We start from the raw sequence: 26,076 nt of genomic DNA on the forward strand, positions 1-26,076 counted from the left end.
GGCCCATGCTCACCATCAGCCAGCTGGCGACGTACGCCGGTGTGACGGTGCGGGCCGTGCGGCACTATCACCAGATCGGGCTGCTGCCGGAGCCTGCGCGCGACCGGTCCGGGTACCGGTCGTACGACTCGGGTGCCGTCGTACGGCTGATCCGGATCCACACCCTGGCCGACGCCGGCGTGCCGCTGGCCCGGGTACAGGAACTCCTCGATGCCGCGCCTCAGGAGTTCGCGGACGGCGTACACGAGATCGACAGGGAGCTGCGTGCGGAGATCCGGCGATTGCAGGCCAGCCGCCGCCGGCTCGCCAGGCTGGCGGTCGGCGAGCAGCTGGCACTCCCGCAGAGCGTCGTGGATTACCTGGACCGGCTGCGCGGTCACGGCGTCAGCGAGCGCTACCTCGAGATGGAGCGCGACGCGTGGATCATGATCGCCGCGCAAGTGCCCGATGTGATCGATGCCGTGATCGCCGCCAAGCACCAGCAGCTTGAGGATCCCGATGCGCAGAAGCTCTACAGCCTGGTGAGCGAAGCCGTCGACAACCAGGGTGACGATGCCTTGCTCGTCGAGATCGCCGACATCCTCGAACGCCCGTACCTCCGCGCCGCCGAGGCCGGTCAGCTGGGCGACGAACCGTTCGACGATCAACTCATCGAACTCTTGGATGCGGTCATGCTCGAGTCCGCGCCCGAAGCAGCGCGGCTACTCGCGATCATGGAGGAACGGGGCTGGAAGGGCTGGACCCGCATCGAGCGCGTGCCGCCGAGAGTCCCTATCCCCAGCCCGGACCCTCACCACGGGAGCGAGCCTGACTGATGGCACCGAAACGTGTAGGTCAGATTTTCAACTGACTTGGAGCCCGGCCCGTATAGCCACCCCGACGATGTAGCCCTCCAAGTCAGTGCCGCAGACCACGGCCCCAAGGCCCGCGCCGGGCGAACACCATCGCGCCGTACAGCACCGCGGCTACTACAGCGGCCGCGGCCGGCAGCACGAATAGACGCGGGATACCCAGGCTGTCACCCGCAATGCCTGTGTAGAGACCGCCGAGCGCTCCGGAGACCATCACCGAACTGCTGAACGTGTTCGTCGCGGTGGCGAGCCGTTCGGGCACGAGGTCTTGAGCGATCGCAACGCCCAACGCGCCCGTCGCCGCGACGGCGACCGACATGAACACCTGGCCGATCGCGATCGCGACGAGGTTCTGCGCGACGGCGTAGGACAGGTAGGCCCCGAACGCTGCCACGATGCCGAGCGCGAACACCCTCAGCGCGCCGAACCGCCCGGCCAGCCGCGCCAACGTAGCCATGAAGACGACCTCCAGCAGCGGCTGCAACGAGATGACCGCACCACGGGCGAACGCGCTCACGCGCAGGGTCTCGGCCATGTAGATCGAGAGGAACGACAGTTTGATCGACTCACCCGACATCACCAGCACACCGACCGCCGTGAACATCGCCAACAACGCGAACCGGCCTCGCGGCACGGCCGGCTCGGCTTCTCGAGCTGCCACAGCAGTCGCATCCGAACGCGGCTTCATACGCTGCGAGGGCAGGTGCCGACCGGCCAGGACCACAGGAACCACCCCGACGGCCGACAACGCGGCCGTGGCCAGCAGCGTCTCCCGCAGCCCGGCCATTGTGGCGAGCCACGCACCGAGCGCCGGCCCGGTGATCCAGCCGACCGCCTGGCTGATCCGCAACAGCGCGAGAACACCGTACCGCGACGGTGTCGGATGCCGCTCCAGATAGCCACGGGCCACGGTGAACAGCAGTCCACCAGAGGTCCCGGCCAGACTGAGGACCGCGACGTTCACCACGTACGGCACCCACGGCTGCTCCCACACCGCAATCACGGTCCAGCCCGCGGCAGCAAGCAGCGAACCTCCCACGGCGAGCGGGATCGGCTTGTCGAATCGATCCGAGAGCGCACCGACGAGGAATCCGGCGACCGGGGCAGCCAGGTTCGTCACGTAGTACAGCCCGGCGGCCCGCACCGACAGATGCAGCTCCTGAGTCAGGAAGAGGCCCATCTGCGGCCAGCTCAACGACAGGGCAAAGCCCGACATCAACATGGCCACGAAAAGCCATCGCAGCACGACATGCCCGATCAAGTAACGCCAGGCAGACTCCGTAGCCACCTCGACTTGCGGTGATCGCATCGATGCGCTGTCTCCTGGTCAAGGTGCACGGTGTGCCACGCGCTGCGGAAATCCCTCGAAGAGGCGGACACGCCGGGCACCCACATTTTCACAGACCCCCTGACCACCCACGTCAACCGGCCCCCGCCTCTGCGAGTGGGCCAGCGCCCGGACCGGCCGACACTGGTCGCGGCGGCTACACGGCCCCGCTCACGCCCCTCGAACCCCCATGCTCAACGGAAGTCCGATGGGCGACCGACTGGTCCCCGCACCCGATCGCTGGATGATCCCGAGCCCCTAGAAATCGTCGCGCCATCCAGTATTGCTGTTGAGCCGCACGACCTCGACGCCATCGCGGCCGAGATCGCCAACGAGACCTTCGCGGAGTTCGGCGCCGGTCTCACGATCGAGTCCGTTGCGACGTACCTCGAGGTCCTCGACGCGGCGACCAAGGCCGGGATTCTCGAGCCCAAGCTCCACCAGATCGCGGTCAACGCCCTGGTCAACCACTTGACCGATGACGATCCCCGCTGGTCGCTGCCCGACTACGTGAACCAGGCAGCATGACCCCAGAACCGCTGCCGGGGAGGGATGAACGTACCGGCTGCCTCCTCGGCTCGGATGATGTGGGTGATGGCGTTGATCATGGCCAGATGGGTGAACCCATGCGGGAAGTTCCCGAGCTGGCGTCCAGTGAGCGGATCGATCTCCTCGGCGTACAGACCGAGCGGGCTCGCATACGACAGCAGCTTCTCGCACAGCGCCGTAGCCTCGCCCAGGTCGCCGATCTCGACCAGCGCGGACACCAGCCAGAACGAGCAGATCGTGAACGTACCCTCCGCGCCGCTCATCCCGTCGACGACATCGAGCGGCGTGTCGTCATGGATACGTCGCACTGACCATCCAAGCCGCCGATCGCAACTGGACAGACCGAGACTCATGATGTGCCGAATGGCATCGAATGCCGCCGGCCGGGCATCGGCCGGGATCGTCGCCTCCCCGAAGCCCCACAGAATCGCGCAGGGGTAGGCCTCGTTCATCGTCGCGGTCATCTGCATCGCGAGGCCCGCGAACCGCTGCGGGTCCTCGGCCGGGATCAATCTGTTGTCACGGTGTCCGATACGCCTCACCAGAGCCGAGTTCGAGGCGTGTGGTTAAGGTGCGTATCCGGCCTCGGACACACAACTCATCCACACGGTCGCCCAATGGGCCGACCTCTACCTCGAAGATGTGGCCGATGTGGTCGTCGTGACTGCCTGCTGAGTATGTGCCCGTCGCGTCTGCGGCGGGCACATACTCGCGTTTGTATCAGGCGGTCGCGCGCCGTGGTAGCACCCAGTTGGGGCGTACGAAGTGGCACGTGTAGCCGGCCGGGTAGTTGAGCAGGTAGTCCTGGTGCTCTGGCTCGGCCTCCCAGAACGGGGCTGCGGGCTCGATCGTGGTGACGGCCTTGCCTGGCCACAGGCCTGACGCGTCGACGTCGGCGATGGTGTCGCGCGCGACCTGCTCCTGCTCCGGGGAGAGCGGGAAGATCGCCGACCGGTAGCTGGTGCCGATGTCGTTGCCCTGACGGTCAAGTGTCGACGGGTCGTGGATCTGGAAGAAGAACGACAAGACGTCCCGATACGTCGTCTGCGTCGGGTCGAAGACGATCTCGACGGCTTCCGCGTGCCCGGGGTGGTTGCGGTACGTCGCGTGATCGTTCTGACCGCCGGTGTATCCGACGCGCGTCTGGAGGACGCCTGGCTGCCGCCGGATCAGATCCTCCACACCCCAGAAGCACCCGCCGGCGAGGACCGCCGTCTCGGTGCCGGGACTGCGGGTGACCTGCCCGGTGTCATGGATTCCACTGGTCATGATGCGTTCTCCTCTGCGGCCTTGGTGTCAGTGGACGTGTCGAACAGTGCCCGGTACTCGCCGTACCCCTCACGCTCCAGATCCGCTACCGGGATGAAGCGTAGGGCGGCGGAATTCATGCAGTACCGCTGGCCGCCTGCTGCAGTGGGGCCGTCGTCGAAGACGTGACCGAGGTGACTGTCGGCGCCCGAGGACCGCACCTCGGTTCGGGTCATCCACAGCGTCCTGTCGCTCTTCGTGCGAACTGCGTCCACCTCAATCGGCTTGGTGAAGCTCGGCCACCCGGTACCGCTGTCGTACTTGTCGATCGACGAGAACAGCGGCTGCCCGGACACCACGTCCACATAGATCCCGGCCTCGTGGTTGTCCCAGTACTGGTTTCGGAACGCGGGCTCCGTCCCGTCCTTCTGCGTCACCCGGAACTGACTGTCGGTGAGGCGACTGACCGCCTCCGGCGTCTTCCGGTAGTCGTGCGACACGATTTCTCCCTTCCCGACGTCGCTGGCTGCGCCGTCACTGCATATAACAACAGGAGTGCCCGATTTGGTCCCCGACCCGTTTCGTTACTGCGAGCCGGTCGATCGACGCCTCGACGACGGAGCTGTTCGACCTACTGATCCGCCAGGCTGGCAGTGGGTCTGGGATCTCGTTGGTGCTTCTCTTGGTGGCACCGTTCGCTGGCGCTGGGGCAGCGGTACTGCGCGGGCGAGGAAGCAGGCGAACGGATGCGATGCGGCTTGGAAGGGTCTGTCCGCCAGGACGGCGTCGCCGGGCGGGCAGCACCGGCCTACCCGACATGGACGTGATGGCTTGATCCTGTTCGCCGGCCTGTCGGTGGGCTGGGACACTGGCCCGCCGCAGAGCGGTACGACTTCGGTCCGCGCCCCTAGACACGCGGGGCCGTCTCGTACGAGGTCAAGCGGCGGGTGAGGTGAGACGGTCTCTTGTATGGACTCGCATCTTCTTTCCGTCCTTGGCGACCATGAGCTCGTTGAGCTCGACGCGGATCTTGCCCGGGCCGCGGTGAGCGTGCTCGCGGTGACCGCCGTTGATCCCGGTGGCGTGCTTCGTGCGAAGTTCGTGCCGCGCGAGAAGGTCGTGGAGGCGCACCGGGCTGGGCTGGGGGTGGCGCCGAGCTGGCATGTCTTCTGCATTGACAACGGCATTGCGTTCACGCCGGAGCTGGGTGTGGTCGGTGACCAGCGGCTGCGTCCCGACCTGCGCGCGCTGCGTGTCCTCGGCGGCGGGCTGGCCTGGGCGCCGGCGGAGTTCTATGAACAGTCCGGCTCGCCCTCGACGCTGTGCACACGCGGGCGGCTGCGGGAGACCGTGGGCGAGCTGGCGTCACTCGGCCTAACCGCGACCGTCGGCTGCGAGGTCGAGTTCGTACTCACCGCCGCCGATGGCGCGGCGCTGACCGAACGCCCATGGAACTGCTACGGCCTGATCGCAGGACTCGACCGGGAGGACTTCCTCCTGCGATTGCTCGACGACTGCCGAACCGCCGGGCTCGACGTCGTGCAGTGCCATGCCGAGTATGGCGACAACCAGTACGAAATCTCCTTCTCCCCCGCCGATCCGATCGCCGCGGCCGACATGGTCGTACTGGCGCGCATCGTGATCGGCCGCGCGGCGCGACGCGCAGGGCTTGCCGCGTCGTTCTCGCCGGTGCCGTTCGCAGGTGGCAGCGGCAACGGGGCTCACGTCCATGTCTCGCTCGATCGCGACGGTACGCCGGTACTGTCCGGTGGGCCTGGACCGCACGGGCTGACCGTGGAGGGTGAGTCGGCGATCGGCGGCATCCTCGCCGGGCTCCCCGGCGTGGTCGGCGTACTCGCCGGGTCCGTGTTGTCGGGTCAGCGGCTGCTTCCCGGGCACTGGGCGGGCGCGTTTGCCTGCTGGGGTCTGGAGAACCGCGAGGCCGCAGTACGCCTGTGCGCGGTCGAGGCAGGCAGTGCCAACCTCGAGGTCAAATGCATCGACCCGTCCGCCAACCCGTACCTCGCGACCGCGGTCGTGCTCGGCCTGATCGTGGACGGATTGCGGCGCAGGACCCCGCTGCCGGCCGAGGTCACCACCCATCCGGCCGACGCGCAGCACGGGACACTGCCTACCGATCAGACCGCGGCGCTGGACGCGCTCCAGGGTTCCGCCCAGGCCAAACACATACTCGGCCCAGATCTGCTATCCGCGCTTCTCGCCGTACGGCGGCACGAGGCGACCGCCTTCGAAGGACAGGATCCGTCCTCAGTAGCCGACCGGTTGCGGTTCGCGTGGTCCGCATGACCGATCAAGGAGCGATCCCGGTTGTGCGGACTGGTGAAAGTGTCGCCGAGCTGGCCTTCCAACTGCCGCTGATCGACCACCACTGCCACGGCGTACAGACCGGCACCGCGACCGATGCGGAGGTGGAGCTGCTGGCCACCGAATCGGATTGGCCTGCCCCGCCGGGTACGTCGGTGTTCGACAACCCGTTCGGAATCACGGTGCGCTCGGTGTGCGCGCCGTTGCTCGACCTGCCGCGGCATTGCACCGCGGAGGAGTATCTGCGGCGCCGCGGCGAGCTGGGAGGCACGGAAGTCAGCGCGCGGCTACTGGCTTCGAGCGGAACCGAGCGGTACCTGCTCGACACCGGTTTCCGGGCTTCGACGATCACGACACCGGACGAGATGGCGACCCTGACCGGCGCGGCTACCGACGAGATCGTGCGCCTGGAAACGCTCGCCGAGTCGATCACGCCGGGCTGTACTGCCGCCCGCTTCGCCAGCGCCTTCGACGACGCGCTCGAGGCGGCCGCCACAAACGCTGTTGGCGTCAAATCGATCATCGCCTACCGGTACGGTCTCGACTTCGACCCGGCTCCACCCGAACCGGCTCAGGTAACCGCGGCCTCGGGCCGCTGGCTGACGGAAATCGAGGCCGGCTCGCCGCCGCGTCTCGCGGACCCGGTGCTGCTGCGGCATTTGTTGTGGCGGGCGGTGGAATTCCGCAAGCCGATCCAGTTGCACGTCGGGTACGGCGACCCGGACGTCGTGCTGCACCGCTGCGATCCGTCCCACCTCACCGGATTCGCGCACGCGACACGTACGACGGGAGCTCAGCTGATGCTGCTGCACTGCTACCCGTACATCCGTCAGGCCGGGATTCTCGCGCAGCTCTTCCCGCACGTTTGGCTGGACACCAGTTGCGCAGTCAGCCACACCGGGCCGTCCAGCGAAACGCTGGTGCGGGAGTCGCTGGAGATGGCGCCGATGCACAAGCTGCTCTACGCCTCGGACGCATTCGGCCTGCCCGAGCTGTACGCGTGCGGATCCTGGCTCTGGCGCCGGGCCGTCGGCCGGATCCTCGACGAATGGCTGTCCGACGATCTGATCGGCGCGACCGACGCCCGTCGCTACGTCGAAATGCTTGCTCGCGGCAACGCCATTCGAGCTTACGGTCTGGAATAGGGAACTAGTGCGAGGGACCCCAGTCGATGAGGGATGGTCGGAATGCCGACGGTTTCAGGATCGCCTTTCGGTGACTTCCGTCGGGGTGCATGCGGTAGAGGCCGAACAGGCCGCCGATCTCTAGTCTGAAAACGATCCACTGGCCGTCGGGCGAATACGATCCGAGGTACGCATTCGTCTGGCCGTCGTGGAAATGAGTGACTTCTCGAACAGCCGAGCCATCCGGGCGCATCGTCACGATGTTCGCTGAGTCTTCGGGATGGAAGTGGTTCGCGTTCTCGGTCGCCGCGATCCGACGACCGCTGGGGGCCCAGTCCGCCTTGATCGTCTCATCGGCCGTATATGGACGAATCTGCCTGATGTGACGACCGTCGACATCGGCCGTGAACAGGCCTTGGGCCGGCTCCAGGTTGGGCGGCGGACCTGTCACCGAACCGTCGAAGCCCTGGAAACTGAGGGTCTTACCATCCGGCGACACGTTCGGATCGGTCACGAAACCGTTGGGGAACGGGCCGAGCACCCGGCGCTGATGACTGCCGTCGCTCGACATGCGCCAGATCGCGTCGTCGTTGGTCGCGGCGGTGAACCGCTCGAAGTAGATGGTGCGTCCATCGGGCGAGAACGACGGCTGGTCGTCGAAGACGCCCGCGGGCTGTGGCAGCACACGGAGCCGAGTTCCGTCCGGTCGGGCGACGGCAATCCGGACCGAGTCTTCGCCGCCGATGGAGAAGACGATGCGGCCGCCGTCCGGCGCCCAGTCGACGTTGACGGCGTCACCGTCCACATGCGTGATCTGCCGAAGCCCGGTGCCGTCGGGGCGCACGGTGAACAGTTGGCTGCCGGCGTCTGTGCCTGCCGTGAACGCGATCAACCCGTTCCGGCCAGGAAAAGTAGCTTGGGCTGATGTCGGAACTGCGACTGCCACCAACATCACTGCGAGAAAAATCGCTACCTTCGACCAACGAGTCGACATGGTCCCACCCCCGTCCCGACGGCGCACGAGGACTGATTCCCCGTACCTCCGATCGGGATCACCTCATCAAATCCCTGCAGCCCACAAAGGACAAGACGGTGGACGAACCCCATCGGCGTTGCAGCGTTTAATTGAGGACTTTCGGCCCTACTGCCGCGCTCGCTGTCGGCCGACCGTGGACGTAAGGACACTTCAGGAGGGCGCCATGAGCACAGCACGGCTTTTCGACCGTTCGCGGCTGGAGATTCTCAGGCCGGTGGACTGTGTGCGGTTGCTCGGGTCGGTTCCGTTGGGACGGCTGGTCTACACGTACGCCGGCCTGCCGGCGATCAGGTTGGTGAACTTCGTCGTGGACGATGACACGATCGTGTTCAGCACAGGGAAGGGTGACAAGTTCCGCGCCGCCGAGCGGGGTGATGTGGTGGCCTTCGAGGCGGACGACGTCGATCTGGAGCGTCACAACGGCTGGACGGTCACGGCCATCGGGCACCTGTCGGTCGTCACGGCCGAGGAGACCGCCGAACTGCGCCAGAGGCTGCCGTTGCACTCCTGGTTGCCGATGGACGACCCTCAGCTCGTTCGGCTCGGAATCGAGTCGGTCCATGGGCGCAGACTGGTGCCGTGGGGTCAGCGACCCCGATCGGGCTAGTTCACATCCCCCGTTACCGTACGTACGCTGATCGCGTGGCCGGCTCTGGGCGGGGAAGCTGGGACGAGGGCGCACTGGAGTACGCCGGGTTGTCCCGGGTGCGGCTTGATGCCCTGTTGCAGGAGCTCCTCAGCCGGGTCGACGACATCATGGACTACCAGGAGCGCCTGCGAGCTCTGCTCGACGCGGTCGTCGGCATCGGCGCGGATCTCGACCTGAACAGCACCCTCGACCGCATCGTCACCGCCGCCTGCGAACTGGCCGGCGCCCGGTACGGCGCACTCGGCGTCGTCGGGCCGGACGGCAAGCGACTGGTCCGCTTCATCACCCACGGCGTCACCGATGCGGAGATCGCCGCCATCGGGCCGTACCCCGAGGGCCACGGCATCCTCGGCCTGCTGATCGAGCACCCGGAACCGATCCGGCTGCACGACCTGGCCGAGCATCCCAGGTCGTACGGCTTCCCGGCCAACCACCCGCCGATGAAGAGCTTCCTCGGCGTCCCGATCCGCACCCGCGAACACGCGTACGGCAACCTCTACCTGACCGAGAAGACCAGCGGCGCCGACTTCACCGAGGACGACGAACGCACCGTCACCGCTCTCGCCGCCGCGGCCGGAGTCGTGATCGACAACGCCCGCCTGTACGCCGATACCGAGCAACGCCGACGCTGGCACGAGGTCACCGCCGAGATCACCCAGCTGATGCTCGGCGAGTTCGACATCGACCAGGCGCTCCAGCTGATCACAAAACGCTCGCGCGAGGTGTCCGGCGCCCAGGTGGCGTCGGTCCTGCTCGCGGACGGCGACGAGTTGGTCGTGCGCGCCGTCGATGGGCCGGCAGAGTTCACGCAGTACGTCGGCCGGCGGATCCCTGCCGACCTACCCGTTCTGAGCCGCGTCATCTCGGCCACCGGCGAACAGATCGTGATCGACGACCTGGCCCAGCTGCTGAACGACGGAGGCGGACTGACCGAATTCCCCGAGGGCGCGGCCCTGGCCCGCACGACGCTGGCTCCCTTACCGGCCGGCACTCCAGGCACCGCCGGAGTTCTCGCCGTCGCGATGCAGCAGGGTTCGAGCACCCGCGTCGCCGACGGCGCCGACCTGGTCCGGATGTTCGCCGGCCAGGCCACCCTCGCGATGGAACGCGCCCAGGCTCAACGCGACCGCGACATGCTCGCCGTCCTCGAGGACCGCGACCGGATCGCCCGGGACCTGCACGACCTGGTGATCCAGCGGCTGTTCGCGACCGGCCTGCAACTACAGGGCATGCATCGCCTGGTGAAGCCCGAGCACCAGCAACGCATCAGTCGCGCGGTCGACGACATCGACACCACCATCCACGACCTCCGGGCCGCGATCTTCGAACTGCAGCAGACCGCCGAGTCCAGCTCGCTGCGCGGCGACGTGCAGGCACTCGTCGCGGAGTACGCCGAACCGCTCGGCTTCCGGCCCCAGCTGATCTGCACCGGACCGATCGACACCGTGGTGCCGGCGTCCGTACGACCGCAGATCCTCGCCGCCATCCGGGAGTCGCTGTCGAACGTCGTCCGCCACGCCGAAGCGTCCGCGGCCACGGTCGAGGTCAGGGTGGACGGCACCCAGGTGATCGCACGGATCTCGGACGACGGGATCGGAATCGGGCCGCGGAAGCGCAACAGCGGCCTGCGCAATCTCACCGAACGCGCGCAGGCCCTCGGCGGCAGTGTGCAGATCAGGGACAACGATCCGCACGGCACCGTCGTCGAACTGAGCGCGCCGATCGCCGACAACTGACGGCCGAAAGGCCCAACAGATCGGGACTCTTGACCGCAGCGCCACCCACCTCCTACCGGCGAAGCTGAAGTAGGAGAACCAGTGGGAGGAGCCCCCCGTGTCCGCGCAGCTGCCCAAAGAGGACGTCGACATCTTGCTCGCGGCGGCCGTCGCCGCACCGAGCATGCACAACACCCAGCCGTGGCGGTTCGAGGTCGAAGGTCACGTGATCGACGTCTACGTGGACGGTTCCCGGACGCTGCCCGCTGAAGACCCGACCGGTCGGGCGATGCGGATCGCTGCCGGCGCGGCGACGTTCAACCTCCGCTGCGCCGCAGAGCGTCTCGGGTACGGCACCTGGTTCGGGCTGGCGCCGTACCCGGACGAACCCGATCTGCTGGCCCGCATCGTCCTCGAGCCCACGGCCGCCCGGAACGACGAGCTGTCCGACCTGGCCGCACACATCCCGCACCGCCACACCGATCGGCATCCGTCCGACGCCACACCGCTCCCCGAGCACCTCCGCGTGGAGTTGATGCAAGCGGCGTACGCCGACGGCGCCGACCTCAACTGGCTCGCTGAGGACGAGGTCCGCGGCGTCCTCGACCTGGTCCTCGAGAGCGATCTGCGTGAGATCGGTGACTGGCACCGCCGGGCCGAGCGTGCCCACTGGGTCGGCGGCGAGCGCACTGCCGACGGCGTACCCAGTTCTGCCCTCGGCCCACGATCCACCAGCTACCCGGCAGCCGTTCGTGACCTGGGCACCCGGCCCGCCGACCGCTCGCGGACGGAGCAGACGTTCGAGGCGCATCCGGCGCTCGCCGTACTGTCCACCAACTTCGACGAGCCCACCGATCAGGTCACCGCCGGAGCCGCACTCGAACGCGTGCTGCTGACCGCGACCCGGGCTGGAGTGAGCGCGTCGTTCCTGAACCAGCCGCTCGAGTTCGAGGACCTGCGCCGCAAGGTGCAGCACCTCACCCAGCGGCACGGTCACGCCCACATGATCATCCGCTTCGGCACCAGCCAACCGCACAGCGGCACCGCCCGCCGGCCGGTCGCCGACTTCCTCCCCAAGGAGCAGTCATGACCACGTCATTGCAGCTCACGATCGACAGCTGGGAAGCCCAACTCGACCGCCTCGCCGAAATCAGCGTCGCCAACGACTGGTTCCTCGAGGAACAACGCCTCGCCGAGGCGCTGCACACGATCGCCGTCTATCGCGACCACATCCTGCCTGTGCTCAGCGACCGCGACCCACGCCTTGCGGTCCAAATGACCGTGCTGATCGACCGTCGCGAAGTCCTCCGCGACGACCTCTACCGCACCGTCCACCCGCCGAACTCGTACGAGGAAGTCGCCCAGACCATCATCATGCTCCGCTCCCTCGCCCAGGTAGCAGCCAACACAGAGCAAGCCCTCGAAGACGCCGGACCGCGATACTGAGGACCAGGCACCAACCCACCGGCGGAGGAGGCCTGCATGACCGGGAAACGAGTTGTCGTCGGAATCGATGGCCGGCCGGACTGTGAGAACGCAATCCGGTGGGGCGCGATCGAGGCCGCCGCCCGAGGAGCGGATCTGCAGCTGGTACATGCCTTTGTGTGGGCGGAGTTCCGAGTACCGCTCGGCCCCAGTGACCTCGCGCCCGGGCTTCGCGCGCAGGCTGATCGGATCATCGCGGACGCCGTCGAACTGGCGCGGGCGTTCGACCCGGCGGTGCCTATGACCGGGAAGCAGGTGGACGGCTTCCCGTCCGCTGTTCTGCTGGCCGAGTCCGCGGATGCCGAGCTGGTGGTGATCGGCAGCCGGGTCACCGGGCGGCTGCTCGGGTTGATAGTCAGCTCCGCGGGCATCGAGTTGTCCGCGAACGCGCGCTGCCCGGTTGTCGTCGTACGGCCCACCGACGACTCGCTCGCCGGCAACGAGGTGGTGATCGGGTACGACGGCTCGCGGGCCGCGGGCGCCGCAGTCGAGTTCGGGCTCGACCACGCGCACCGGCATCAGCTCGCGGCCCGGATCGTCGCCGTCCTCGACGAGAATGAGGACGACGATCACGATCTCCTGGCCGGGCTTCGGACGTACGCCGATGACGCGGACCTCGTCGAGCTGACCGGTCATCCGTCGGAGCTGCTCCTCGAGTGGGCTGCCGACGCCCAACTCCTGGTCGTCGGCTCGCGTGGTCGCGGCGGGTTCGCCGGACTGCTGCTCGGCTCGGTGAGCCAGACCATGTTGCACCAGGCGCCGTGCCCGGTGGCCGTCATCCCACCTCCGGCGATCGAACATCCGGCATGAGGCCGAACCCCGGCCGGCCACTTCCCGGGCTGAGACGCCGCTAGCTCTGCGGGTGCTTCTTCGTGTGCTCGATGGCGAAGACGGCGGCCTCGGTGCGGCGCTCGAGGTTGAGCTTGCGGAGCAGGGACGAAACGTAGTTCTTCACGGTCTTCTCGGCGAGATAGAGCGACTGCGCGATCTGCCGATTGGTCTTGCCCTCGGCGATCTCGGCGAGGATGCGGCGTTCTTGCTCGGTCAAGGACGCGTACCGCGGGTCCTCGGCCTCAGCCGGGTGACGGAGGCGGTCCAGGACCTTGACGGTCATCGCGGGGTCCAGGAGCGACTCGCCCGCGGCAAGACGGCGTACGGCGTCGACCAGGGCCTGGCCGTGGATCTGCTTCAGCAGATAGCCGGCCGCACCGGCCATGATCGCGGTGAACAACGCCTCGTCGTCGGAGAACGACGTCAGCATCAGGCAGGTCGGCGGCTCGTCCATCTGCGAGCGAACCTCGCGGCAGACGGTGATCCCGTCGCCATCAGGCAGCCGCACATCGAGTACGGCGACGTCCGGGCGTACGGCGGGGATCCGCGCGATCGCCTCCGCCGCGGTCGACGCGTCACCGACCACCTCGATGTCAGGCTCCGCATCGAGCAGCTGGTGCAGACCCAGCCGGACGATCTCGTGATCGTCCAGCAGGAACACCTTGATCGTCATGACCGTCTCCCTCGGCTCCACGCCGTACCCACCCGGCCGGCTCCCCCGTCCAGCGTCCCGCTCCCCCACGCTACGCGCCAGGGACCTCGGTCCCCGGATCGTCGGGACCTTTGGGCACATGTCCAGATCGTCCCCTCAGGCGACCTTGGCGGAGCCGGTCAGCAGCCGCCCAAGCTTGGTGCCCCAGTTCTGTGCGCGCTCGAGCTCGACGTCGCGGATCGGGCCGGTCGTCTCGCTCACGAAGAAGCTCTCCGACGTGGTCAGCCGGCCGAATCCCATCCGGCGCAACACGTTCGCCGCCGACCGCGCCGCCGAACCCGGCAACCGCCGTACCTTCGCGATCCGGGTGTCGAACGTCGCCACCCGCGGACCGGATCCGGTCGGCGGGTGCAGGACGTCCAGCCACTCGCGGATGCCCACCTCGATCGGCGTCACCACATCACCCTGCTTCAGCGCCTCCTGCCGGGTGGACAGCCGGCTCATCGAGAACGCATGCGTCGGTCCCCCGACGACCAGCAACCGCACGTCCGCAGGCAGCACAGTCGGCGCCCGGTTCACCGGGACGGTCTCGGCCGCGACGTACTGCCGCAGCCCGTCCCGGATCGCTCGCGCGATTCGCTCGGTGTTGCCGAACATCGACTCATACACGATCAGGGCACTCGCGTTGTCAGTCATGAGTCTCCTCCGATCATCACGTCGGTACGACGACCCGCCCGCGCCGCCTTGGTCACCCGGTGCGGGACGATCGCGACCGGGCAGGTCATCGCGGCCATCGCGCGCCGCGTCACCGGATCGATCGGCAACGCGCCGCCGTGCGCGCCGACCACGACCAGGCCGACGTCGCCGCTCTCGTGCACCAGCGCCGCGGCCGGCTGCCTGCCGCTGAGGAAACGCGTGACCCGCACCTGAGGAAACCGGCTCGTCCACGGCGCGAGGTTCTCCGACAAGATGTGGTCGGCGCGGCTGATCCACGAGCATTCCGGGTCCTCGTCGGAGAACGCCGGCTCGGCCGGCACGCCGGCATGAACGGCGATCAGGTCGGCCTCCCGGCTCGCGGCGATGCCGAACGCGAACTCCAGCGCCTCCGCGGACAACGCCGTACCATCGATGCCGACGGCAACCTTCCGGTCCAGCAACGTCGGCTTCCACGAGAGCGGTACGACGACCACCGGGCAGCCGGCCCGGACCACCAGGGTGAGGTTGGCCTGGGTCTGCACCACCCGTTGCGGGCCACGGCTGCGGGACCGCCCGATCACCAGCATCCGGGCCTTCCGCGCCACGTGCGCGAGAACCCGCAGCCGGGAACCCTCCTCGGTGATCCCGGCCAGTTGGACGCCGTACCCGTCGCGGTGCCGCACATGCGCCACCGCGGCGCGCACGGCCGCGTCCGCCAGCTCGGCCGGTGACTTCGGCGGGTAGCCCGGCGTCATCGGAGAGAACGAACTGTGCGCGGAGTACGGCGCGACGAGCACCAGCTCGGCCCCGGCCCGCAGCGCTTCGGCAGCGGCGTAATCCACCACGCGGAGGTCCTCCGCGCTACCGTCGACTTCGACCACCACGACCGGTTCGGTCGTCATCTCACTCATCCTCAACTCAGCCACGGGTACTTGCGCACGAACGCGAGACCGGTCCACCACCTGCCGAACCCCCACACGTTGCCAGCGGCAACGAGCGCAAGGACGATCAGCGTGATGGCGCCGAGGATGTGCTCGTCCAGCACCGGGTTGTTCGCCGGCGGCAGGTTGGCCGACCACATCAGCAGGTACATGAGGGCGCCGCCGACTGCCGCGATCCGCATGCCGATGCCGAGGGTCAGAGCCAGACCGATGCCGGCGAGCCCGATCATGAACAGTGGGCTGACCCACCAGTCACCGACCAGCGACTGGTAGAAGTCGGCCAGCGGGCCGCTCGTCCCCTTGCCCAGGAATCCGGCCGTCGGGTCGCCGCCGTCGATCCAGCCCTTGCCGGACGGGGTGGCGTAGCCGAGGCCGAACAGCTTGTCGACGAAGGCCCACAAGAACGTGAGGCCGAACGCGATCCGCAGTACGCCGAGCGCACGCCCGGCGGCCGTGGTGATGGTCGGGTGCCGATCACCGTCGGGCTCCAGCGCTGGAGCCGGCATGTGCTGCCGGCGCGTCGTGGTGGTCATGGTGTCGTCCTTTCACTCGATTCCGACACCTCGATCGTGCGATCCAGCGGCCGCGATCGTCAGAGCCCTTCTCACCTCACTCGCGGGAGCCGAACCGCTCTGTTCTTAAGGACCTTCGGCCCTGCCTACGCCGCGAGGGCGCGGCTTGACTGGAAGCGAGTCCGGGAGGTTCGCATGTCCATCACATTGCCTGTACTGGTTGGGATCGACGGATCCCGCGACGGGGTCATCGCCCTCACCTGGGCAGCGTCGTACGCCGCGCTGCACCACGCGCCGCTGCACGCCGTGCACGTGATGGACGATCAACGGCAGCCGCCGGCCCTTCCGGTCGACGGCAGCCAGGTGCTCCACGAGGCCATCGAGGAACTGCACCGCATCGGCTTCGCCGCCGCGTCGCTCGAGGTTCGCCAGGGACACCCGGCGCAGGTCCTGCTCGAGCTGTCCGAACACTCCCAGGCCCTGGTCGTCGGCCGCCGCGGCATGGGCGGCTTCGCCGAGCTCGTGCTCGGGTCCACGTCCCAGGTGTGTACGGCGCTCGCCACCCAGGTCCCGCTGATCGTCGTCCCCGACACCTGGGACCCGGCTGCCCCGACTCGCGGCCGGATCGTCGTCGGCATCGACGGATCGGTGGAAGGGCAGGACGCGCTCCACTTCGCCTTCGAGTTGGCGGACCTGACCGGCGCCGACATCCACGGCGTCCATGCGATCGAAGTACGCGAGGACCCCGACTCTTGGATCGACTCCCACCGGCAGCCCTGGACCGACACCGCCGACGAACTACTGGTCCAGACTCTCGACGGCTGGACATCGAAGTACCCGGAGATCCACGTCGAGCATCGCGGCATCATCGACCACCCCGTCCCGGTCCTGGCCCGGGAGTCGAAGGACGCGGATCTCCTCGTGGTCGGCGGCGTCGGCCGGACAGCGTTCTCCGAACTGCGGATGGGGTCGGTGGCTCGCAGTCTGCTGTACCACTCGCACAGCCCGGTCGCCGTCGTACATCACCCAGACAACTGAGATGGATCCCCTTCAGATTCGCGGCCCAGCTGGGTCAGCCTCGGCCGTTGACGGTGGTTGTGGCTTTGAAGTTGGTGTCGAGTTTGACGGTGACCTCGGACCCGTCGGCCTTCTTCAGGTGGACTTCGTACTTGGCTCCGTCCGCATCTGTGGTCGCCTCCTCGACGGTGGCGCCGGGGACCGCGGCCTTGGCGGCGGCGGTTGCCTTGGCGAGGTTGTCGCCGGTCAGCGGGGTCTCGGTGATGCCGTTCGCCTGGTGAGGTCCACCGCCACCGCCGTGGCCGCCCCCGCCGGGTCCGCCGGTCTCCGTTCCGGTGACCTTGAAGCTGGCGTCGAGTTTGACCGTGACGTGGCTGCCGTCCGTCTTCGTCATGTGTACTTCGTACTTCGCGCCGTCGGCGTCCGTCTCGGCCCGGTCGACGGTCGCGCCGGGGACGGCCGCCTTGGCCGCGGCGGTGGCTTTGGCGAGGTTGTCGCCGGTGAGGGCGGTCTCATTGCCGTGGTCGCCGCGACCGCCGGCTTCGGCGGTCGTTGACGAGCTGGGCGATGGGGTCGCGGCGTTCGCGGCACCGAACATGGTTGCGCCGATGACGCCCCCCGCCACGGCTGCCGCGGCGAGCGCGGACCCTGCGACCATCTTGCGCAACGGATACATGAATTGCTCCTTCGTCCGGGAGTCCCCCGAGGCCGTTCGGCCGCGAGTCGATGAGATCGACTCTGGTGGCGGGCTGTAAGGACGGCAGCAACCAACTGCAAGAACTGTGCAAGATTCGACCCTCAACGGGCCTTCGTCCGTACGCTTGGCACATGACAGGCCCCTCCGGCCGGCGGATCCTGATCGCCGAGGACGACCGCGGCGTACGCCAGTCGCTCGAGCGGACACTGCGGCTCGAGGGGTACGACGTGACCGAGGCGACGACCGGGATCGAAGCCGTGACCGCGTGCGCGAAGGCGATCCCGGACCTGACGATCCTCGACGTGATGATGCCGGAGATGGACGGGCTGATCGCCTGCCGGACCCTGCGTTCCCTGTACGCCGAGCTCCCGATCCTCATGCTGACCGCCAGGCACGAGGTCGACGACCGGGTTGCCGGCCTGGACGCCGGCGCGGATGACTACCTGGCCAAGCCGTACGCGAGCGTGGAGCTGCTCGCCCGGGTCCGTGCCTTGCTGCGCCGCACCAGCGTGTCCGGCGCGAAGGAAATCCTCGAGTACGAAGACCTCCGGCTCGACCCGCGCTCGCGACTTGCCTCGCGAGGCGGCCGGCAGCTCGATCTCACCAAGACCGAGTTCGACCTGCTCGAATTGCTGGTGTGGAACGCGGGTGCCGTGCTGCCGCGCGAGACGCTGTACGAACGGATCTGGGGGTACGACTTCAAGACCTCCTCACGCTCACTCGACGTGTACGTCGGGTACCTGCGCAGCAAGCTCGAGGCCGAGGGCGAAGCCCGGCTGATCCAGACCGTGCGCGGGGTCGGCTTCGTGATGCGATGACGCTTCGCTGGCGGATCGCACTCATCCTCGCCGCCGTCGCGCTCGGCGTCGGCGCGTTCGCGGGCGCGTCGGCGTACCTGACGACGTCGTCGCAGATCCACTCGTCGATCGACGACAACCTGCGCAGCCGGGCCGAGGCGACCAACACGGTCGACGGCGAGCGCGGCCGACCGCACGGCGGAGACGGTCCCGATAGCCGCGACTGTCCGCCCGCGGGCTCGTTCCAGCCGGCGTCCGCCGCGCAGATCATCGGCACGGACGGCGCGGTCACGTCCTGCATCGAGGGCGGCGTCGCGTTGCCGACCGTCGCGTCCGACCTCCAGCTGACTGCCGGCACCGTCGTACTCCGAACCATCTCGGTCCAGAACCAGCCCTACCGGGTGCTCGCAACCCCGTGGCACGACGGCGGCACTCTGCAGATCGCGCGGAGCCTGTCAGAGTCGAACGCACTGCTCTCACGTCTGCGCTGGCAACTGCTGGCGCTCATCGGCGCGGCGATGCTGCTGACTGCCGGGCTCGGCTGGGCCATTGCCACCAGGCTCGCCCGGCCCATCGTGCGACTCCGCGACGCCACCGAGAACATCGCCACCACGCTCGATCTCACCTCGCCGATGGAGGTCGGCGGAACCGGCGAGGTCCGCGGCCTCACCGCCAGTTTCGCGACCATGATCGAGGCGGTGCGCAAATCCCAGGAGAAACAACGCAGGCTCGTCTCCGACGCAGGACATGAGATGCGTACGCCGCTGACGAGTCTGCGCAGCAACGTCGAACTGCTTCGCAAGATCGAACGGCTGCCCGAAGGCGAGCGACGAGAGGTCGTGAACGACGTACTGGAAGACATCGACGAGCTGTCTGCACTCCTCGGCGAACTCGTCGACCTCGCCAGCGACCTGGCCGCCACCGAGCCGGCCGAACCCCTGTCCCTCGGCGACCTCGCCCGCACCGTGGCGACCCGGATGAGTCGCCGATCCGGCCGCGCGATCCTGGTCGATGACTCGGCGGCACAGGATGTTGTCGGGCGCCCGCGGCAACTGGACCGGGCGATCAGCAACCTGGTGGACAACGCCATCAAGTACAGCGACGGAGCGGTCGAGATCGAGGTCAAAGGCACGGGCTTGACTGTTCACGATCGCGGACGCGGAATCGCCGCAGCGGACCTCGACCGCATCTTCGACCGCTTCTACCGTGCCGTCGAAGTACGCACCGAGCCCGGCTCCGGACTCGGTCTGGCCATCGTCGAAGAGATCGTGCACAGCCACGGCGGCCAGGTCTTCGCACACGGCCGCGACGGCGGAGGCTCGTCCATCGGCTTCACCCTCCCGGAGCCGGTTTAGGCAGAAGCAGTGGAAGGGTCGCCGCGATGGTGCCGAAGACGGCGGCGATGACGAGGCCGGCCAGTAGATGGAAGGTTCCGGCGCCCCAGAAATCCTGGATGACGAAGGCGCGGATGTCAGTCATCCCGCTGCGGGCGAAGTCGTCGTACGTGCCTTCTGCACGCCAGACCCGGTCTGTTGCCGGGCTTGTTCTGAATGCGTAGTAGCTCAGGAGCACTACCGGATACCAGGTGAGGTACTCGAAGACCATCGCGTAGACGGCCGCCGTGATGCCGGCCCGCAGTGATCGTTCGCGGAGCGAAGCCGCGGCCGAGGCGAGTACGGCGGCGGCGACGAGCCCGATCACGATGATCCAGCCGATGACGACGCTCGCATCGGTGACCGTCGGGCTGAGGTACTCCGCGACCACCTCTGCGCCGTACATGCCTCCGGCAACCAGTCCGATCCCGGCTCCGATCCGGATCGTCGCTGAGCGGGTCGAGAATGGGGTGACCAAGAGCACGCACAGGGCCTGGGCCAGCGCGACTCCGATGAGGGCGAACGCACCACTCCCCCGCAATGCCGCCCGATCAGTCAGCGAACCTGCCGCGGCCAGAACCACCTCGACCACGGCGATAACGACGACCAGGCGCCGCAGCGTCATGCGAGGATCTGCCGGCGTGATCCGGCCCGGCGGAGGTGGCTGCCGAGTACGGCGAGGCCGGCGCCGGCGAAGCCGAGGAACGTCGACAGGAGCGCACCGGCCAGGAGGAGGCTGAGATTGATGTAGGTCCGCATCGAGGTGAAGCCGCTGCTCGCCAGGCCGTCGATCTTCGGTTGCTGCCGGCTGATGACATCGAGGAAGAGGTTGTCGATCACGGCGTACGTGCCGATCGTCAGCACGCCGACGAGCGCGCCCGCGCACCCTCCGGCCAGCGCGACGATCCGCCAGTGTCCGGCGAGCCGGCCGGTCAGTACGCCGACTGCCGTGAGCGCAACGAAGACGGCCAGATAGCTGATCAGTACCGACGCCCCGTCGTTGTCCCCGGTCGGGAAGACCACGTTCGACAGCACGATCTCGATGCTCAACGCGGCCCAGACGATCGACGCGACGAGGACCGCCCGCCGCAGTACAGCGCCGACAGCTGGGAGCGCCCTGAAATGGGCATCCGTAGCGCCGCGCACCAGGTCGACCATCACGCCGATTCGACGATGCAGACTCAGCGGGCCGAGGTCTTCGAGCAGCTGGGCGAGCTCGTCGCCGTATTCACGCCGCCAGCTCGCCGGATACAACCGCAACAGGCGCTTCATGCCCACGCCTGCAGTCGCTTGAGCCCGACCCTGCTGATCTGACGGGCCTGCTGCAAGTACTCCCGGAGCGCCTCCGCCCCCGCAGCGGTGATCCGGTACGGCCGGCGCCGGTCCTCGGCCGGCAAGGCCTCGATCAGCCCGCGCTCCTGCAGCCGACTCAGCGCGGCGTACAGCGTGCCCGGCCCGACGACCGTGTCGGCGAGCTCCTCGATGTCCTTGATCAGGGCGTAGCCGTGCTTCTCCCCACCCGCAAGGCTCGTCAGAATCAGGACACTCGGCTCGGCGAATCTACCCAGAGCTTCCATGCGCTCCCCCACTATTACGCGACACGCTATATCGTCCGGCGATATAACGCACCTGTCAACAGGCGGCTCGTAGTACCGCGGTACTACCCGTCGTCGGAAGATCAGGCCGCGGTACCACGGATCCCGGGCGGGCGATTCCTAGGTTGGGTGACGAGGCCGGGAGGTCCGGTCCAGGGAGTCGAGGGCGACGCGATGATCGAGGCAAGGCAGCTCACCAAACGGTACGGCGAGACGACGGCGGTCGACGGGCTGGAATTCACCGTCCGGCCCGGTTCCGTCACGGGGTTCCTCGGGCCGAACGGTGCGGGCAAGTCGACGACGATGCGGATGATCATCGGGCTGGACGCGCCGACCAGCGGCTCGGTCACGGTCAACGGAAAGCGGTACCGCGAACACACTGCCCCGCTTCAGGAGGTCGGTGCCCTGCTGGAGGCGAAGTCCATCCACCCGGGCCGATCGGCGTACAACCACCTGCTGGCCCAGGCGCAGACCCACGGCATTCCCCGGCGCCGCGTCGACGAGGTGATCGAGTTGACCGGCCTGCAGTCCGTGGCGAAGAAGCGCGCCGGCCAGTTCTCGCTCGGTATGGGGCAACGGCTCGGAATCGCTGCCGCGCTGCTCGGCGATCCGGCGACCGTGATGCTCGACGAACCGGTGAACGGGCTGGATCCGGAGGGCGTGCTGTGGATCCGCAACCTGCTGATCGGCCTCGCCGCGGAGGGCCGGACCGTGTTCGTCTCGTCCCACCTGATGAGTGAGATGGCCCTGGTCGCGGACCGGTTGATCATCGTCGGCCGCGGCCGGCTGCTCGCCGATACCAGCGTCGAAGATCTGGTACGACAGGCCGGCGGCGACGCCGTCCGGGTGGCAACCGCGGATCCGGCCGGACTGCGTGACGCACTCGCCGCACCAGGCGTCGAGGTTGTCGGCCAGGCCGGCTCCGAAGAGCTGGAGGTCACCGGTCTCTCGGCTCGGGCGATCGGGACCACGGCAGCCGAACACGGCATCGCGCTGTACGAGCTGACGACGATCCAGGTTTCGCTGGAGGCCGCGTTCATGGACCTGACGCGCGACGACGTCGTCTACCACGGCACCACCGAACTCGCGGAGCGTGCAGCATGACCGTCATCACCGAACCTCGCCCCGCGAGCGGCGGATCAGCAGCCGCACCGAAACCGCGGTACCGCGTCACCGGCCGTCGGGTGCTCCGGTCCGAATCCACCAAGCTGTGGTCGCTGAGGTCGACCTGGATCACGCTGGGTCTCGGCCTGCTGTTCTTGGTTGCCTTTGGCATCATCGCGGCACTGCGCTACCGCTCCAGCGTCAACTCCGGCCGGCAGCTCGACCCGGACTTCGCCGACGCCACGACGCTGAGCCTGTCGCTCTTCGGGGTCGCCCTGTCGCAGTTGGCCCTCGGCGTGCTGGGAGTGCTCGTCAGTGCGGGCGAGTACTCGACGGGACAGATCCGCTCGACGCTTGCCGCCGTACCGCGCCGGCTCCCGGTGTTGTGGTCGAAGGCGTCCGTGTACGGCGTCGTCGCGCTGGCGATCGCCCTTGTCGGGGCTTTCGTCACGTTCCTGATCGACAGCGGGATCCTCAGCAGCACTCCCGCCGCGCTGACGATCTCCAGTACCGGCGTGGTTCGGAGTCTGCTCGGCGCGACGGTGTACCTCGGTCTCGTCGGCGTGATCGGCGTGGCTCTCGGTGCGATGCTGCGATCCGTCGCCGGAGCCATCTCGGCCCTGGTCGGGGCGCTGATGCTCCTGCCCGGACTGGTCTCGTTGCTGCCGGTCTCCTGGCGCCACGCCATCCAGCAGTTCCTGCCCAGCGAGGCGGGTCAGTCGATGTATTCGTTGCATCAGGCACCACACACCCTCTCGCCCGGGATCGGCTTTCTGGTCTTCGCCGGATGGACGGCGCTGGCCCTGGCCGGCGCGGCCTGGCGCCTGTCCCGCAGCGACGCCTGATCCACGCTCGCGACCGGCAGTAACAATGGACAGATGGGAACGGTGACTGACGACGGCGCGGCGCGCCCGAAAGGTCCGCAGACCGCCGCCGATCCGGATCCGCTGTGGCAGCACCCGTTGGTGCTCCGCCTCGGCCGGATCGGACGGCGGCTGCGCCGCGCAGACCGCGCCCGACCGTGGGCCGTCGACACCCTGGTTGTCGTCGGCGCCTTCTTGTTGTTCTGCCTGCCGGATCTGCTGCGCGACGACGGCCCACGCGAACTCGCCGGGGTGTTCAACCAGGTATCTGTCGGGACAATGCTGGCCCTGCAGGCGGGACTGATACTCCCGCTCTTCTTCCGCCGCCGCGCACCGATGACGGCGTTCGTTCTCACGGCGGCGGTCTTCACTGTGCAGTGGTCGTTGCTGGTCTTTCTTCGCGCGGATGTTGCGTTGTTGATCGCGCTCTACAGCCTCACTCTCCACAGCTCGCTCCGTCGTCTACTGTGGGCGTGCGCGATCATGGTCGGCGTACTGACGCTGGCCGTCGTACGAATCTCTGCCGTCGTGTCCGTTGCGGAGGTGGCGTTCTTCCTGGTCTGCGCCAGCACGGCCGCGGTCGCGCTGGGGTTGGTCGTCCGGATCAGGCGCTCGCAACTCGCCGCCCTGCGCGATCGCGCCGCGCAGCTCGAGATCGAGCGCGACCAGCGCAGCATGCTGGCGGTCGCGGGTGAGCGCGCTCGGGTCGCGCGCGAGATGCACGACATCCTCGGGCACAACCTCTCGGTGATGATCCGACTCGCGGACGGCGGCGCGTACGCCGTACGAGTCAATCCCGATCGCTCCGCCCAGGCCCTCACGCTCATCGGCGAGACGGGGCGGGAGGCGTTGAACGATCTGCGGCGTACGCTCGGCGCGCTGCGGGACGACGCCGCCCTGCCGGACCTCAGCCCACAGCCTGGGATCGCCGACATCGACGGGTTGTGCGATCGGATCCGAGCAGCGGGTCCGAGCGTGAGCTACCGGACCGCGGGCGACCTCCCGGCCGATCGAGGTCTGCAGCTCGCGACGTACCGGATCATTCAGGAGGCGCTGACCAATGCGCTCAAATACGCGGGGCCTGAGACTGACGCCCGCGTGTCAGTTGAGGTAGTACGCCAGCGGCTGCGGATCCAGGTCGAAGACACCGGACCATCAGCCGGCTTCGAACCGGCATCTGCTTCTGGAGACGGCCAAGGCCTCATCGGAATGCGCGAACGCGCGGCCCTGTACGGCGGCACTGTGCGCACCGGGCGCACCCGTGACGGCGGCTGGACCGTACAGACCGAACTCGAGCTCGCCCCCGAGAGGACACCATGACCACCGTGCTGATCGTCGACGACCAGCCACTGCACCGGCTCGGTCTCCGGATCCTGCTCGAGTCCGTGCCGGAAACGCAGGTCGCGGGCGAGGCAGGCAGCGGCTCCGAAGCCGTACGCCGGACTGCCGAGCTGCACCCCGATGTCGTGCTGATGGACATCCGGATGCCCGGCATGGACGGAATCGAGGCCACCCGCCGCATCGTGGCCAGCGGCAACCGATCGCGGGTGCTCGTACTGACCACGTTCGACCTCGACGAGTACGCCCACGCGGCACTCCGCGCCGGGGCAAGCGGGTTCCTGCTGAAGGACGCGCGGCCGGAGGAACTGCTCGGCGGCATTCGCGCGGTCGCGGCCGGCGACGCGATCATCTCGCCCGGTCTGACCCGCAGGCTCCTGGACGCCTACGCCCAGCATCTCCCCCGCGCCACCCGTGAAGACGGCGACGCGAAACTCGAGACCCTGACCGAACGCGAACGCGAGATCCTGCTCGCGATCGCCCACGGCTGGACCAACCCAGAGATCGCCGAACGCCTCCACCTGTCCGAATCCACGGTGAAGACCCACGTCGGCCGCGTACTCGCCAAGGTCGGCGCCCGCGACCGAGTCCAGGCCGTCATCTTCGCCTACGACATCGGCCTGACCTACCCCAATCCGGCCTGGCCGGCAGGGTGAGAGTTCCACAACGGCCCGGTCGCCCCCAGGGCGGCCGGGCCGTTGATGTTGTTGCGTCAGAGGGTGATCGCGGCGACGACCTTGGCCGGGTCCTGCAGGAACGGAGCGACTGCCTTCAGTACGTCGGCCTTCGGGATGCCGACCTCGGTCGAGCCCATGTAGACGCCACCCTCGGCCTTCAGCCCGAGCAGGTTGCCGACGACGGCGGCGTGCCGGGCCTCGACGCCGAAGATGCCGGCTGCGGCCTGCAGGATCATCTTGTCCTTCACGAACCCGGCCGCGCCCAGATACGCGCCCACGCCTTTGTTCTCGAAGATGTGCGACGTGGTCAGGTAGCTCTTCCGGCTCTCGAACGCGCCGCCGAAGTCGACCGCGGGCGCGCCGACCGGCGTACCTCCGAGCTTCTGGATCGTCGCGGTAACGGTCGCGACGTGCGACGCCTCATCGGCGCCGATCTGCATCAGGTACTTCTTCTCGGTGCCCTTCAGCAGTCCTGCCGAGTTGCCCTGACGGTAGAACTCGGCCTCCAGGTACTCCAGTGTCAGCGCATAGTTCAAGACCTCGACGTCACTGTTGAAGTCCTTCGCACTGGCCAGCTCGAACCCATGGCTCAAGGCGCCGAGTGCGGCACCGGGCGCCACCATGGAGGCGTTGCCGTGGATCAGATCACGAACGGTGTCAGTCATCAACTCTCC

30 protein-coding genes are annotated in these 26,076 nt (G+C 68.0%); 16 read left to right on the forward strand and 14 right to left on the reverse strand.

What is annotated here, in order from left to right:
• Positions 1–5: 5 nt before the first annotated feature.
• Positions 6–815 carry a MerR family transcriptional regulator gene (locus FDA38_RS27105; RefSeq protein WP_137256963.1) on the forward strand — a complete coding sequence of 270 codons (810 nt, stop codon included), beginning with the start codon at positions 6–8 and terminating at the stop codon, positions 813–815.
• An 82-nt stretch (positions 816–897) separates the two neighbouring features.
• Here FDA38_RS27105 and FDA38_RS27110 read toward each other — a convergent pair whose 3' ends face one another.
• Positions 898–2,160 carry an MFS transporter gene (locus tag FDA38_RS27110; RefSeq protein ID WP_137256964.1) on the reverse strand — a complete coding sequence of 421 codons (1,263 nt, stop codon included), beginning with the start codon at positions 2,158–2,160 and terminating at the stop codon, positions 898–900.
• Between the two features lie 135 nt (positions 2,161–2,295).
• Between FDA38_RS27110 and FDA38_RS27115 the strand changes: the two genes are divergently transcribed.
• Positions 2,296–2,706, forward strand: coding sequence for a hypothetical protein (locus FDA38_RS27115; RefSeq protein WP_137256965.1), 411 nt, complete (start codon positions 2,296–2,298; stop codon positions 2,704–2,706).
• Here FDA38_RS27115 and FDA38_RS42710 read toward each other — a convergent pair.
• The 3 genes from FDA38_RS42710 to msrB all read right to left on the reverse strand — a co-directional run bounded on the left by FDA38_RS42710 (position 2,685) and on the right by msrB (position 4,475).
• Positions 2,685–3,269: a glycoside hydrolase family 15 protein gene (locus tag FDA38_RS42710; protein ID WP_202877847.1), complete on the reverse strand. Its 585-nt coding sequence runs from the start codon at positions 3,267–3,269 to the stop codon at positions 2,685–2,687. The two genes, FDA38_RS27115 and FDA38_RS42710, sit on opposite strands and share 22 nt — an antisense overlap.
• Positions 3,270–3,447: 178 nt before the next feature.
• Positions 3,448–3,996 (reverse strand): peptide-methionine (S)-S-oxide reductase MsrA, encoded by a 549-nt coding sequence (msrA, locus tag FDA38_RS27125; RefSeq protein ID WP_137256966.1) that lies wholly within the window; start codon positions 3,994–3,996, stop codon positions 3,448–3,450.
• On the reverse strand, positions 3,993–4,475 hold the full coding sequence (gene msrB, locus FDA38_RS27130; RefSeq protein WP_137256967.1) for a peptide-methionine (R)-S-oxide reductase MsrB: 483 nt from the start codon (positions 4,473–4,475) through the stop codon (positions 3,993–3,995). The genes msrA and msrB overlap by 4 nt, the downstream gene beginning before the upstream one ends.
• A gap of 469 nt (positions 4,476–4,944) precedes the next feature.
• On the opposite strand from msrB, the gene FDA38_RS27135 reads away from it, so the two are divergent.
• Together FDA38_RS27135 and FDA38_RS27140 are read left to right on the forward strand one after the other, a co-directional pair.
• Positions 4,945–6,282, forward strand: coding sequence for a type I glutamate--ammonia ligase (locus tag FDA38_RS27135; protein ID WP_137256968.1), 1,338 nt, complete (start codon positions 4,945–4,947; stop codon positions 6,280–6,282).
• Positions 6,283–6,305: 23 nt separating this feature from the next.
• A complete protein-coding gene (locus FDA38_RS27140; RefSeq protein ID WP_202877848.1) occupies positions 6,306–7,445 on the forward strand; it encodes an amidohydrolase family protein in 1,140 nt (379 codons plus the stop codon).
• A 4-nt stretch (positions 7,446–7,449) separates the two neighbouring features.
• On the opposite strand, the gene FDA38_RS27145 is transcribed toward FDA38_RS27140, so the two are convergent.
• Complete coding sequence (locus FDA38_RS27145; RefSeq protein ID WP_137256970.1) at positions 7,450–8,418, reverse strand: TolB family protein; 969 nt, start codon at positions 8,416–8,418, stop codon at positions 7,450–7,452.
• A gap of 205 nt (positions 8,419–8,623) precedes the next feature.
• Here FDA38_RS27145 and FDA38_RS42385 point away from each other — a divergent pair, with 205 nt between their 5' ends.
• The 5 genes from FDA38_RS42385 to FDA38_RS27170 all read left to right on the forward strand — a co-directional run bounded on the left by FDA38_RS42385 (position 8,624) and on the right by FDA38_RS27170 (position 13,119).
• A complete protein-coding gene (locus FDA38_RS42385; RefSeq protein ID WP_170989885.1) occupies positions 8,624–9,067 on the forward strand; it encodes a pyridoxamine 5'-phosphate oxidase family protein in 444 nt (147 codons plus the stop codon).
• A gap of 35 nt (positions 9,068–9,102) precedes the next feature.
• Positions 9,103–10,845 (forward strand): GAF domain-containing sensor histidine kinase, encoded by a 1,743-nt coding sequence (locus FDA38_RS27155; protein WP_202877849.1) that lies wholly within the window; start codon positions 9,103–9,105, stop codon positions 10,843–10,845.
• 97 nt (positions 10,846–10,942) lie between these two features.
• The gene (locus FDA38_RS27160; protein ID WP_137256971.1) at positions 10,943–11,914 is read left to right on the forward strand and encodes an Acg family FMN-binding oxidoreductase; all 972 of its coding nucleotides are present in this window, start codon (positions 10,943–10,945) and stop codon (positions 11,912–11,914) included.
• Complete coding sequence (locus tag FDA38_RS27165) at positions 11,911–12,270, forward strand: hypothetical protein (RefSeq protein ID WP_137256972.1); 360 nt, start codon at positions 11,911–11,913, stop codon at positions 12,268–12,270. Before FDA38_RS27160 ends, FDA38_RS27165 begins: the two co-directional genes overlap by 4 nt.
• Before the next feature lie 36 nt (positions 12,271–12,306).
• Entirely contained in the window at positions 12,307–13,119 is an 813-nt protein-coding gene (locus FDA38_RS27170; protein WP_137256973.1) for a universal stress protein, read from the forward strand.
• Positions 13,120–13,159: 40 nt separating this feature from the next.
• On the opposite strand, the gene FDA38_RS27175 is transcribed toward FDA38_RS27170, so the two are convergent.
• The 4 genes from FDA38_RS27175 to FDA38_RS27190 all read right to left on the reverse strand — a co-directional run bounded on the left by FDA38_RS27175 (position 13,160) and on the right by FDA38_RS27190 (position 15,962).
• Positions 13,160–13,813, reverse strand: coding sequence for a response regulator (locus FDA38_RS27175; protein WP_137256974.1), 654 nt, complete (start codon positions 13,811–13,813; stop codon positions 13,160–13,162).
• 135 nt (positions 13,814–13,948) lie between these two features.
• On the reverse strand, positions 13,949–14,488 hold the full coding sequence (locus FDA38_RS27180; protein WP_202877850.1) for a flavodoxin family protein: 540 nt from the start codon (positions 14,486–14,488) through the stop codon (positions 13,949–13,951).
• Positions 14,485–15,390, reverse strand: coding sequence for a universal stress protein (locus FDA38_RS27185; RefSeq protein WP_170989886.1), 906 nt, complete (start codon positions 15,388–15,390; stop codon positions 14,485–14,487). The genes FDA38_RS27180 and FDA38_RS27185 overlap by 4 nt, the downstream gene beginning before the upstream one ends.
• Before the next feature lie 11 nt (positions 15,391–15,401).
• On the reverse strand, positions 15,402–15,962 hold the full coding sequence (locus tag FDA38_RS27190) for a DoxX family membrane protein (RefSeq protein ID WP_137256976.1): 561 nt from the start codon (positions 15,960–15,962) through the stop codon (positions 15,402–15,404).
• 174 nt (positions 15,963–16,136) lie between these two features.
• Here FDA38_RS27190 and FDA38_RS27195 point away from each other — a divergent pair, with 174 nt between their 5' ends.
• Positions 16,137–16,979 carry a universal stress protein gene (locus FDA38_RS27195; RefSeq protein WP_137256977.1) on the forward strand — a complete coding sequence of 281 codons (843 nt, stop codon included), beginning with the start codon at positions 16,137–16,139 and terminating at the stop codon, positions 16,977–16,979.
• Between the two features lie 34 nt (positions 16,980–17,013).
• Here FDA38_RS27195 and FDA38_RS42715 read toward each other — a convergent pair whose 3' ends face one another.
• Positions 17,014–17,634 carry a PepSY domain-containing protein gene (locus FDA38_RS42715; protein ID WP_202877851.1) on the reverse strand — a complete coding sequence of 207 codons (621 nt, stop codon included), beginning with the start codon at positions 17,632–17,634 and terminating at the stop codon, positions 17,014–17,016.
• A gap of 152 nt (positions 17,635–17,786) precedes the next feature.
• Between FDA38_RS42715 and FDA38_RS27205 the strand changes: the two genes are divergently transcribed.
• Together FDA38_RS27205 and FDA38_RS27210 are read left to right on the forward strand one after the other, a co-directional pair.
• Positions 17,787–18,473 (forward strand): response regulator transcription factor, encoded by a 687-nt coding sequence (locus FDA38_RS27205; RefSeq protein WP_137256978.1) that lies wholly within the window; start codon positions 17,787–17,789, stop codon positions 18,471–18,473.
• Positions 18,470–19,807 (forward strand): sensor histidine kinase, encoded by a 1,338-nt coding sequence (locus FDA38_RS27210; protein WP_137256979.1) that lies wholly within the window; start codon positions 18,470–18,472, stop codon positions 19,805–19,807. The genes FDA38_RS27205 and FDA38_RS27210 overlap by 4 nt, the downstream gene beginning before the upstream one ends.
• On the opposite strand, the gene FDA38_RS27215 is transcribed toward FDA38_RS27210, so the two are convergent.
• Genes FDA38_RS27215 through FDA38_RS27225 form a run of 3 tightly spaced genes read right to left on the reverse strand, consistent with a single transcriptional unit; the run spans position 19,785 to position 21,402 of the window.
• Positions 19,785–20,450 (reverse strand): hypothetical protein, encoded by a 666-nt coding sequence (locus FDA38_RS27215; protein WP_137256980.1) that lies wholly within the window; start codon positions 20,448–20,450, stop codon positions 19,785–19,787. The two genes, FDA38_RS27210 and FDA38_RS27215, sit on opposite strands and share 23 nt — an antisense overlap.
• A complete protein-coding gene (locus tag FDA38_RS27220) occupies positions 20,447–21,097 on the reverse strand; it encodes a hypothetical protein (RefSeq protein ID WP_137256981.1) in 651 nt (216 codons plus the stop codon). The genes FDA38_RS27215 and FDA38_RS27220 overlap by 4 nt, the downstream gene beginning before the upstream one ends.
• Positions 21,094–21,402: a PadR family transcriptional regulator gene (locus FDA38_RS27225; protein ID WP_137256982.1), complete on the reverse strand. Its 309-nt coding sequence runs from the start codon at positions 21,400–21,402 to the stop codon at positions 21,094–21,096. The genes FDA38_RS27220 and FDA38_RS27225 overlap by 4 nt, the downstream gene beginning before the upstream one ends.
• A 192-nt stretch (positions 21,403–21,594) precedes the next feature.
• Between FDA38_RS27225 and FDA38_RS27230 the strand changes: the two genes are divergently transcribed.
• From FDA38_RS27230 to FDA38_RS27245, 4 genes are read left to right on the forward strand one after another with little or no spacing between them, the layout of a single operon-like run.
• Positions 21,595–22,524: an ABC transporter ATP-binding protein gene (locus FDA38_RS27230; protein WP_137256983.1), complete on the forward strand. Its 930-nt coding sequence runs from the start codon at positions 21,595–21,597 to the stop codon at positions 22,522–22,524.
• Entirely contained in the window at positions 22,521–23,369 is an 849-nt protein-coding gene (locus FDA38_RS27235) for an ABC transporter permease (protein ID WP_137256984.1), read from the forward strand. Before FDA38_RS27230 ends, FDA38_RS27235 begins: the two co-directional genes overlap by 4 nt.
• Before the next feature lie 33 nt (positions 23,370–23,402).
• Positions 23,403–24,707 carry a sensor histidine kinase gene (locus FDA38_RS27240; RefSeq protein WP_137256985.1) on the forward strand — a complete coding sequence of 435 codons (1,305 nt, stop codon included), beginning with the start codon at positions 23,403–23,405 and terminating at the stop codon, positions 24,705–24,707.
• Positions 24,704–25,381: a response regulator gene (locus FDA38_RS27245; protein ID WP_137256986.1), complete on the forward strand. Its 678-nt coding sequence runs from the start codon at positions 24,704–24,706 to the stop codon at positions 25,379–25,381. The genes FDA38_RS27240 and FDA38_RS27245 overlap by 4 nt, the downstream gene beginning before the upstream one ends.
• A 56-nt stretch (positions 25,382–25,437) precedes the next feature.
• Here the strand turns inward: FDA38_RS27245 and FDA38_RS27250 are convergent, their stop codons facing one another.
• Positions 25,438–26,067 (reverse strand): ferritin-like domain-containing protein, encoded by a 630-nt coding sequence (locus tag FDA38_RS27250; RefSeq protein WP_137256987.1) that lies wholly within the window; start codon positions 26,065–26,067, stop codon positions 25,438–25,440.
• Between the last annotated feature and the right edge of the window lie 9 nt (positions 26,068–26,076).

This window comes from Kribbella jiaozuonensis (genome assembly GCF_005233875.1).
Lineage (GTDB): Bacteria > Actinomycetota > Actinomycetes > Propionibacteriales > Kribbellaceae > Kribbella > Kribbella jiaozuonensis.

Excerpts from the sequence above, each read along its gene's own strand:
- FDA38_RS27105 (WP_137256963.1), top strand. The coding sequence starts at position 6 with ATGCTCACCATCAGCCAGCTGGCGACGTACGCCGGTGTGACGGTGCGG.
- FDA38_RS27110 (WP_137256964.1), bottom strand. The coding sequence starts at position 2,160 with ATGCGATCACCGCAAGTCGAGGTGGCTACGGAGTCTGCCTGGCGTTAC.
- msrA (WP_137256966.1), bottom strand. The coding sequence starts at position 3,996 with ATGACCAGTGGAATCCATGACACCGGGCAGGTCACCCGCAGTCCCGGC.
- FDA38_RS27135 (WP_137256968.1), top strand. The coding sequence starts at position 4,945 with ATGGACTCGCATCTTCTTTCCGTCCTTGGCGACCATGAGCTCGTTGAG.
- FDA38_RS27145 (WP_137256970.1), bottom strand. The coding sequence starts at position 8,418 with ATGTCGACTCGTTGGTCGAAGGTAGCGATTTTTCTCGCAGTGATGTTG.
- FDA38_RS42385 (WP_170989885.1), top strand. The coding sequence starts at position 8,624 with ATGAGCACAGCACGGCTTTTCGACCGTTCGCGGCTGGAGATTCTCAGG.
- FDA38_RS27165 (WP_137256972.1), top strand. The coding sequence starts at position 11,911 with ATGACCACGTCATTGCAGCTCACGATCGACAGCTGGGAAGCCCAACTC.
- FDA38_RS27170 (WP_137256973.1), top strand. The coding sequence starts at position 12,307 with ATGACCGGGAAACGAGTTGTCGTCGGAATCGATGGCCGGCCGGACTGT.
- FDA38_RS27175 (WP_137256974.1), bottom strand. The coding sequence starts at position 13,813 with ATGACGATCAAGGTGTTCCTGCTGGACGATCACGAGATCGTCCGGCTG.
- FDA38_RS27180 (WP_202877850.1), bottom strand. The coding sequence starts at position 14,488 with ATGACTGACAACGCGAGTGCCCTGATCGTGTATGAGTCGATGTTCGGC.
- FDA38_RS27185 (WP_170989886.1), bottom strand. The coding sequence starts at position 15,390 with ATGACGACCGAACCGGTCGTGGTGGTCGAAGTCGACGGTAGCGCGGAG.
- FDA38_RS27190 (WP_137256976.1), bottom strand. The coding sequence starts at position 15,962 with ATGACCACCACGACGCGCCGGCAGCACATGCCGGCTCCAGCGCTGGAG.
- FDA38_RS27195 (WP_137256977.1), top strand. The coding sequence starts at position 16,137 with ATGTCCATCACATTGCCTGTACTGGTTGGGATCGACGGATCCCGCGAC.
- FDA38_RS42715 (WP_202877851.1), bottom strand. The coding sequence starts at position 17,634 with ATGTATCCGTTGCGCAAGATGGTCGCAGGGTCCGCGCTCGCCGCGGCA.
- FDA38_RS27205 (WP_137256978.1), top strand. The coding sequence starts at position 17,787 with ATGACAGGCCCCTCCGGCCGGCGGATCCTGATCGCCGAGGACGACCGC.
- FDA38_RS27210 (WP_137256979.1), top strand. The coding sequence starts at position 18,470 with ATGACGCTTCGCTGGCGGATCGCACTCATCCTCGCCGCCGTCGCGCTC.
- FDA38_RS27215 (WP_137256980.1), bottom strand. The coding sequence starts at position 20,450 with ATGACGCTGCGGCGCCTGGTCGTCGTTATCGCCGTGGTCGAGGTGGTT.
- FDA38_RS27220 (WP_137256981.1), bottom strand. The coding sequence starts at position 21,097 with ATGAAGCGCCTGTTGCGGTTGTATCCGGCGAGCTGGCGGCGTGAATAC.
- FDA38_RS27225 (WP_137256982.1), bottom strand. The coding sequence starts at position 21,402 with ATGGAAGCTCTGGGTAGATTCGCCGAGCCGAGTGTCCTGATTCTGACG.
- FDA38_RS27230 (WP_137256983.1), top strand. The coding sequence starts at position 21,595 with ATGATCGAGGCAAGGCAGCTCACCAAACGGTACGGCGAGACGACGGCG.
- FDA38_RS27235 (WP_137256984.1), top strand. The coding sequence starts at position 22,521 with ATGACCGTCATCACCGAACCTCGCCCCGCGAGCGGCGGATCAGCAGCC.
- FDA38_RS27240 (WP_137256985.1), top strand. The coding sequence starts at position 23,403 with ATGGGAACGGTGACTGACGACGGCGCGGCGCGCCCGAAAGGTCCGCAG.
- FDA38_RS27245 (WP_137256986.1), top strand. The coding sequence starts at position 24,704 with ATGACCACCGTGCTGATCGTCGACGACCAGCCACTGCACCGGCTCGGT.
- FDA38_RS27250 (WP_137256987.1), bottom strand. The coding sequence starts at position 26,067 with ATGACTGACACCGTTCGTGATCTGATCCACGGCAACGCCTCCATGGTG.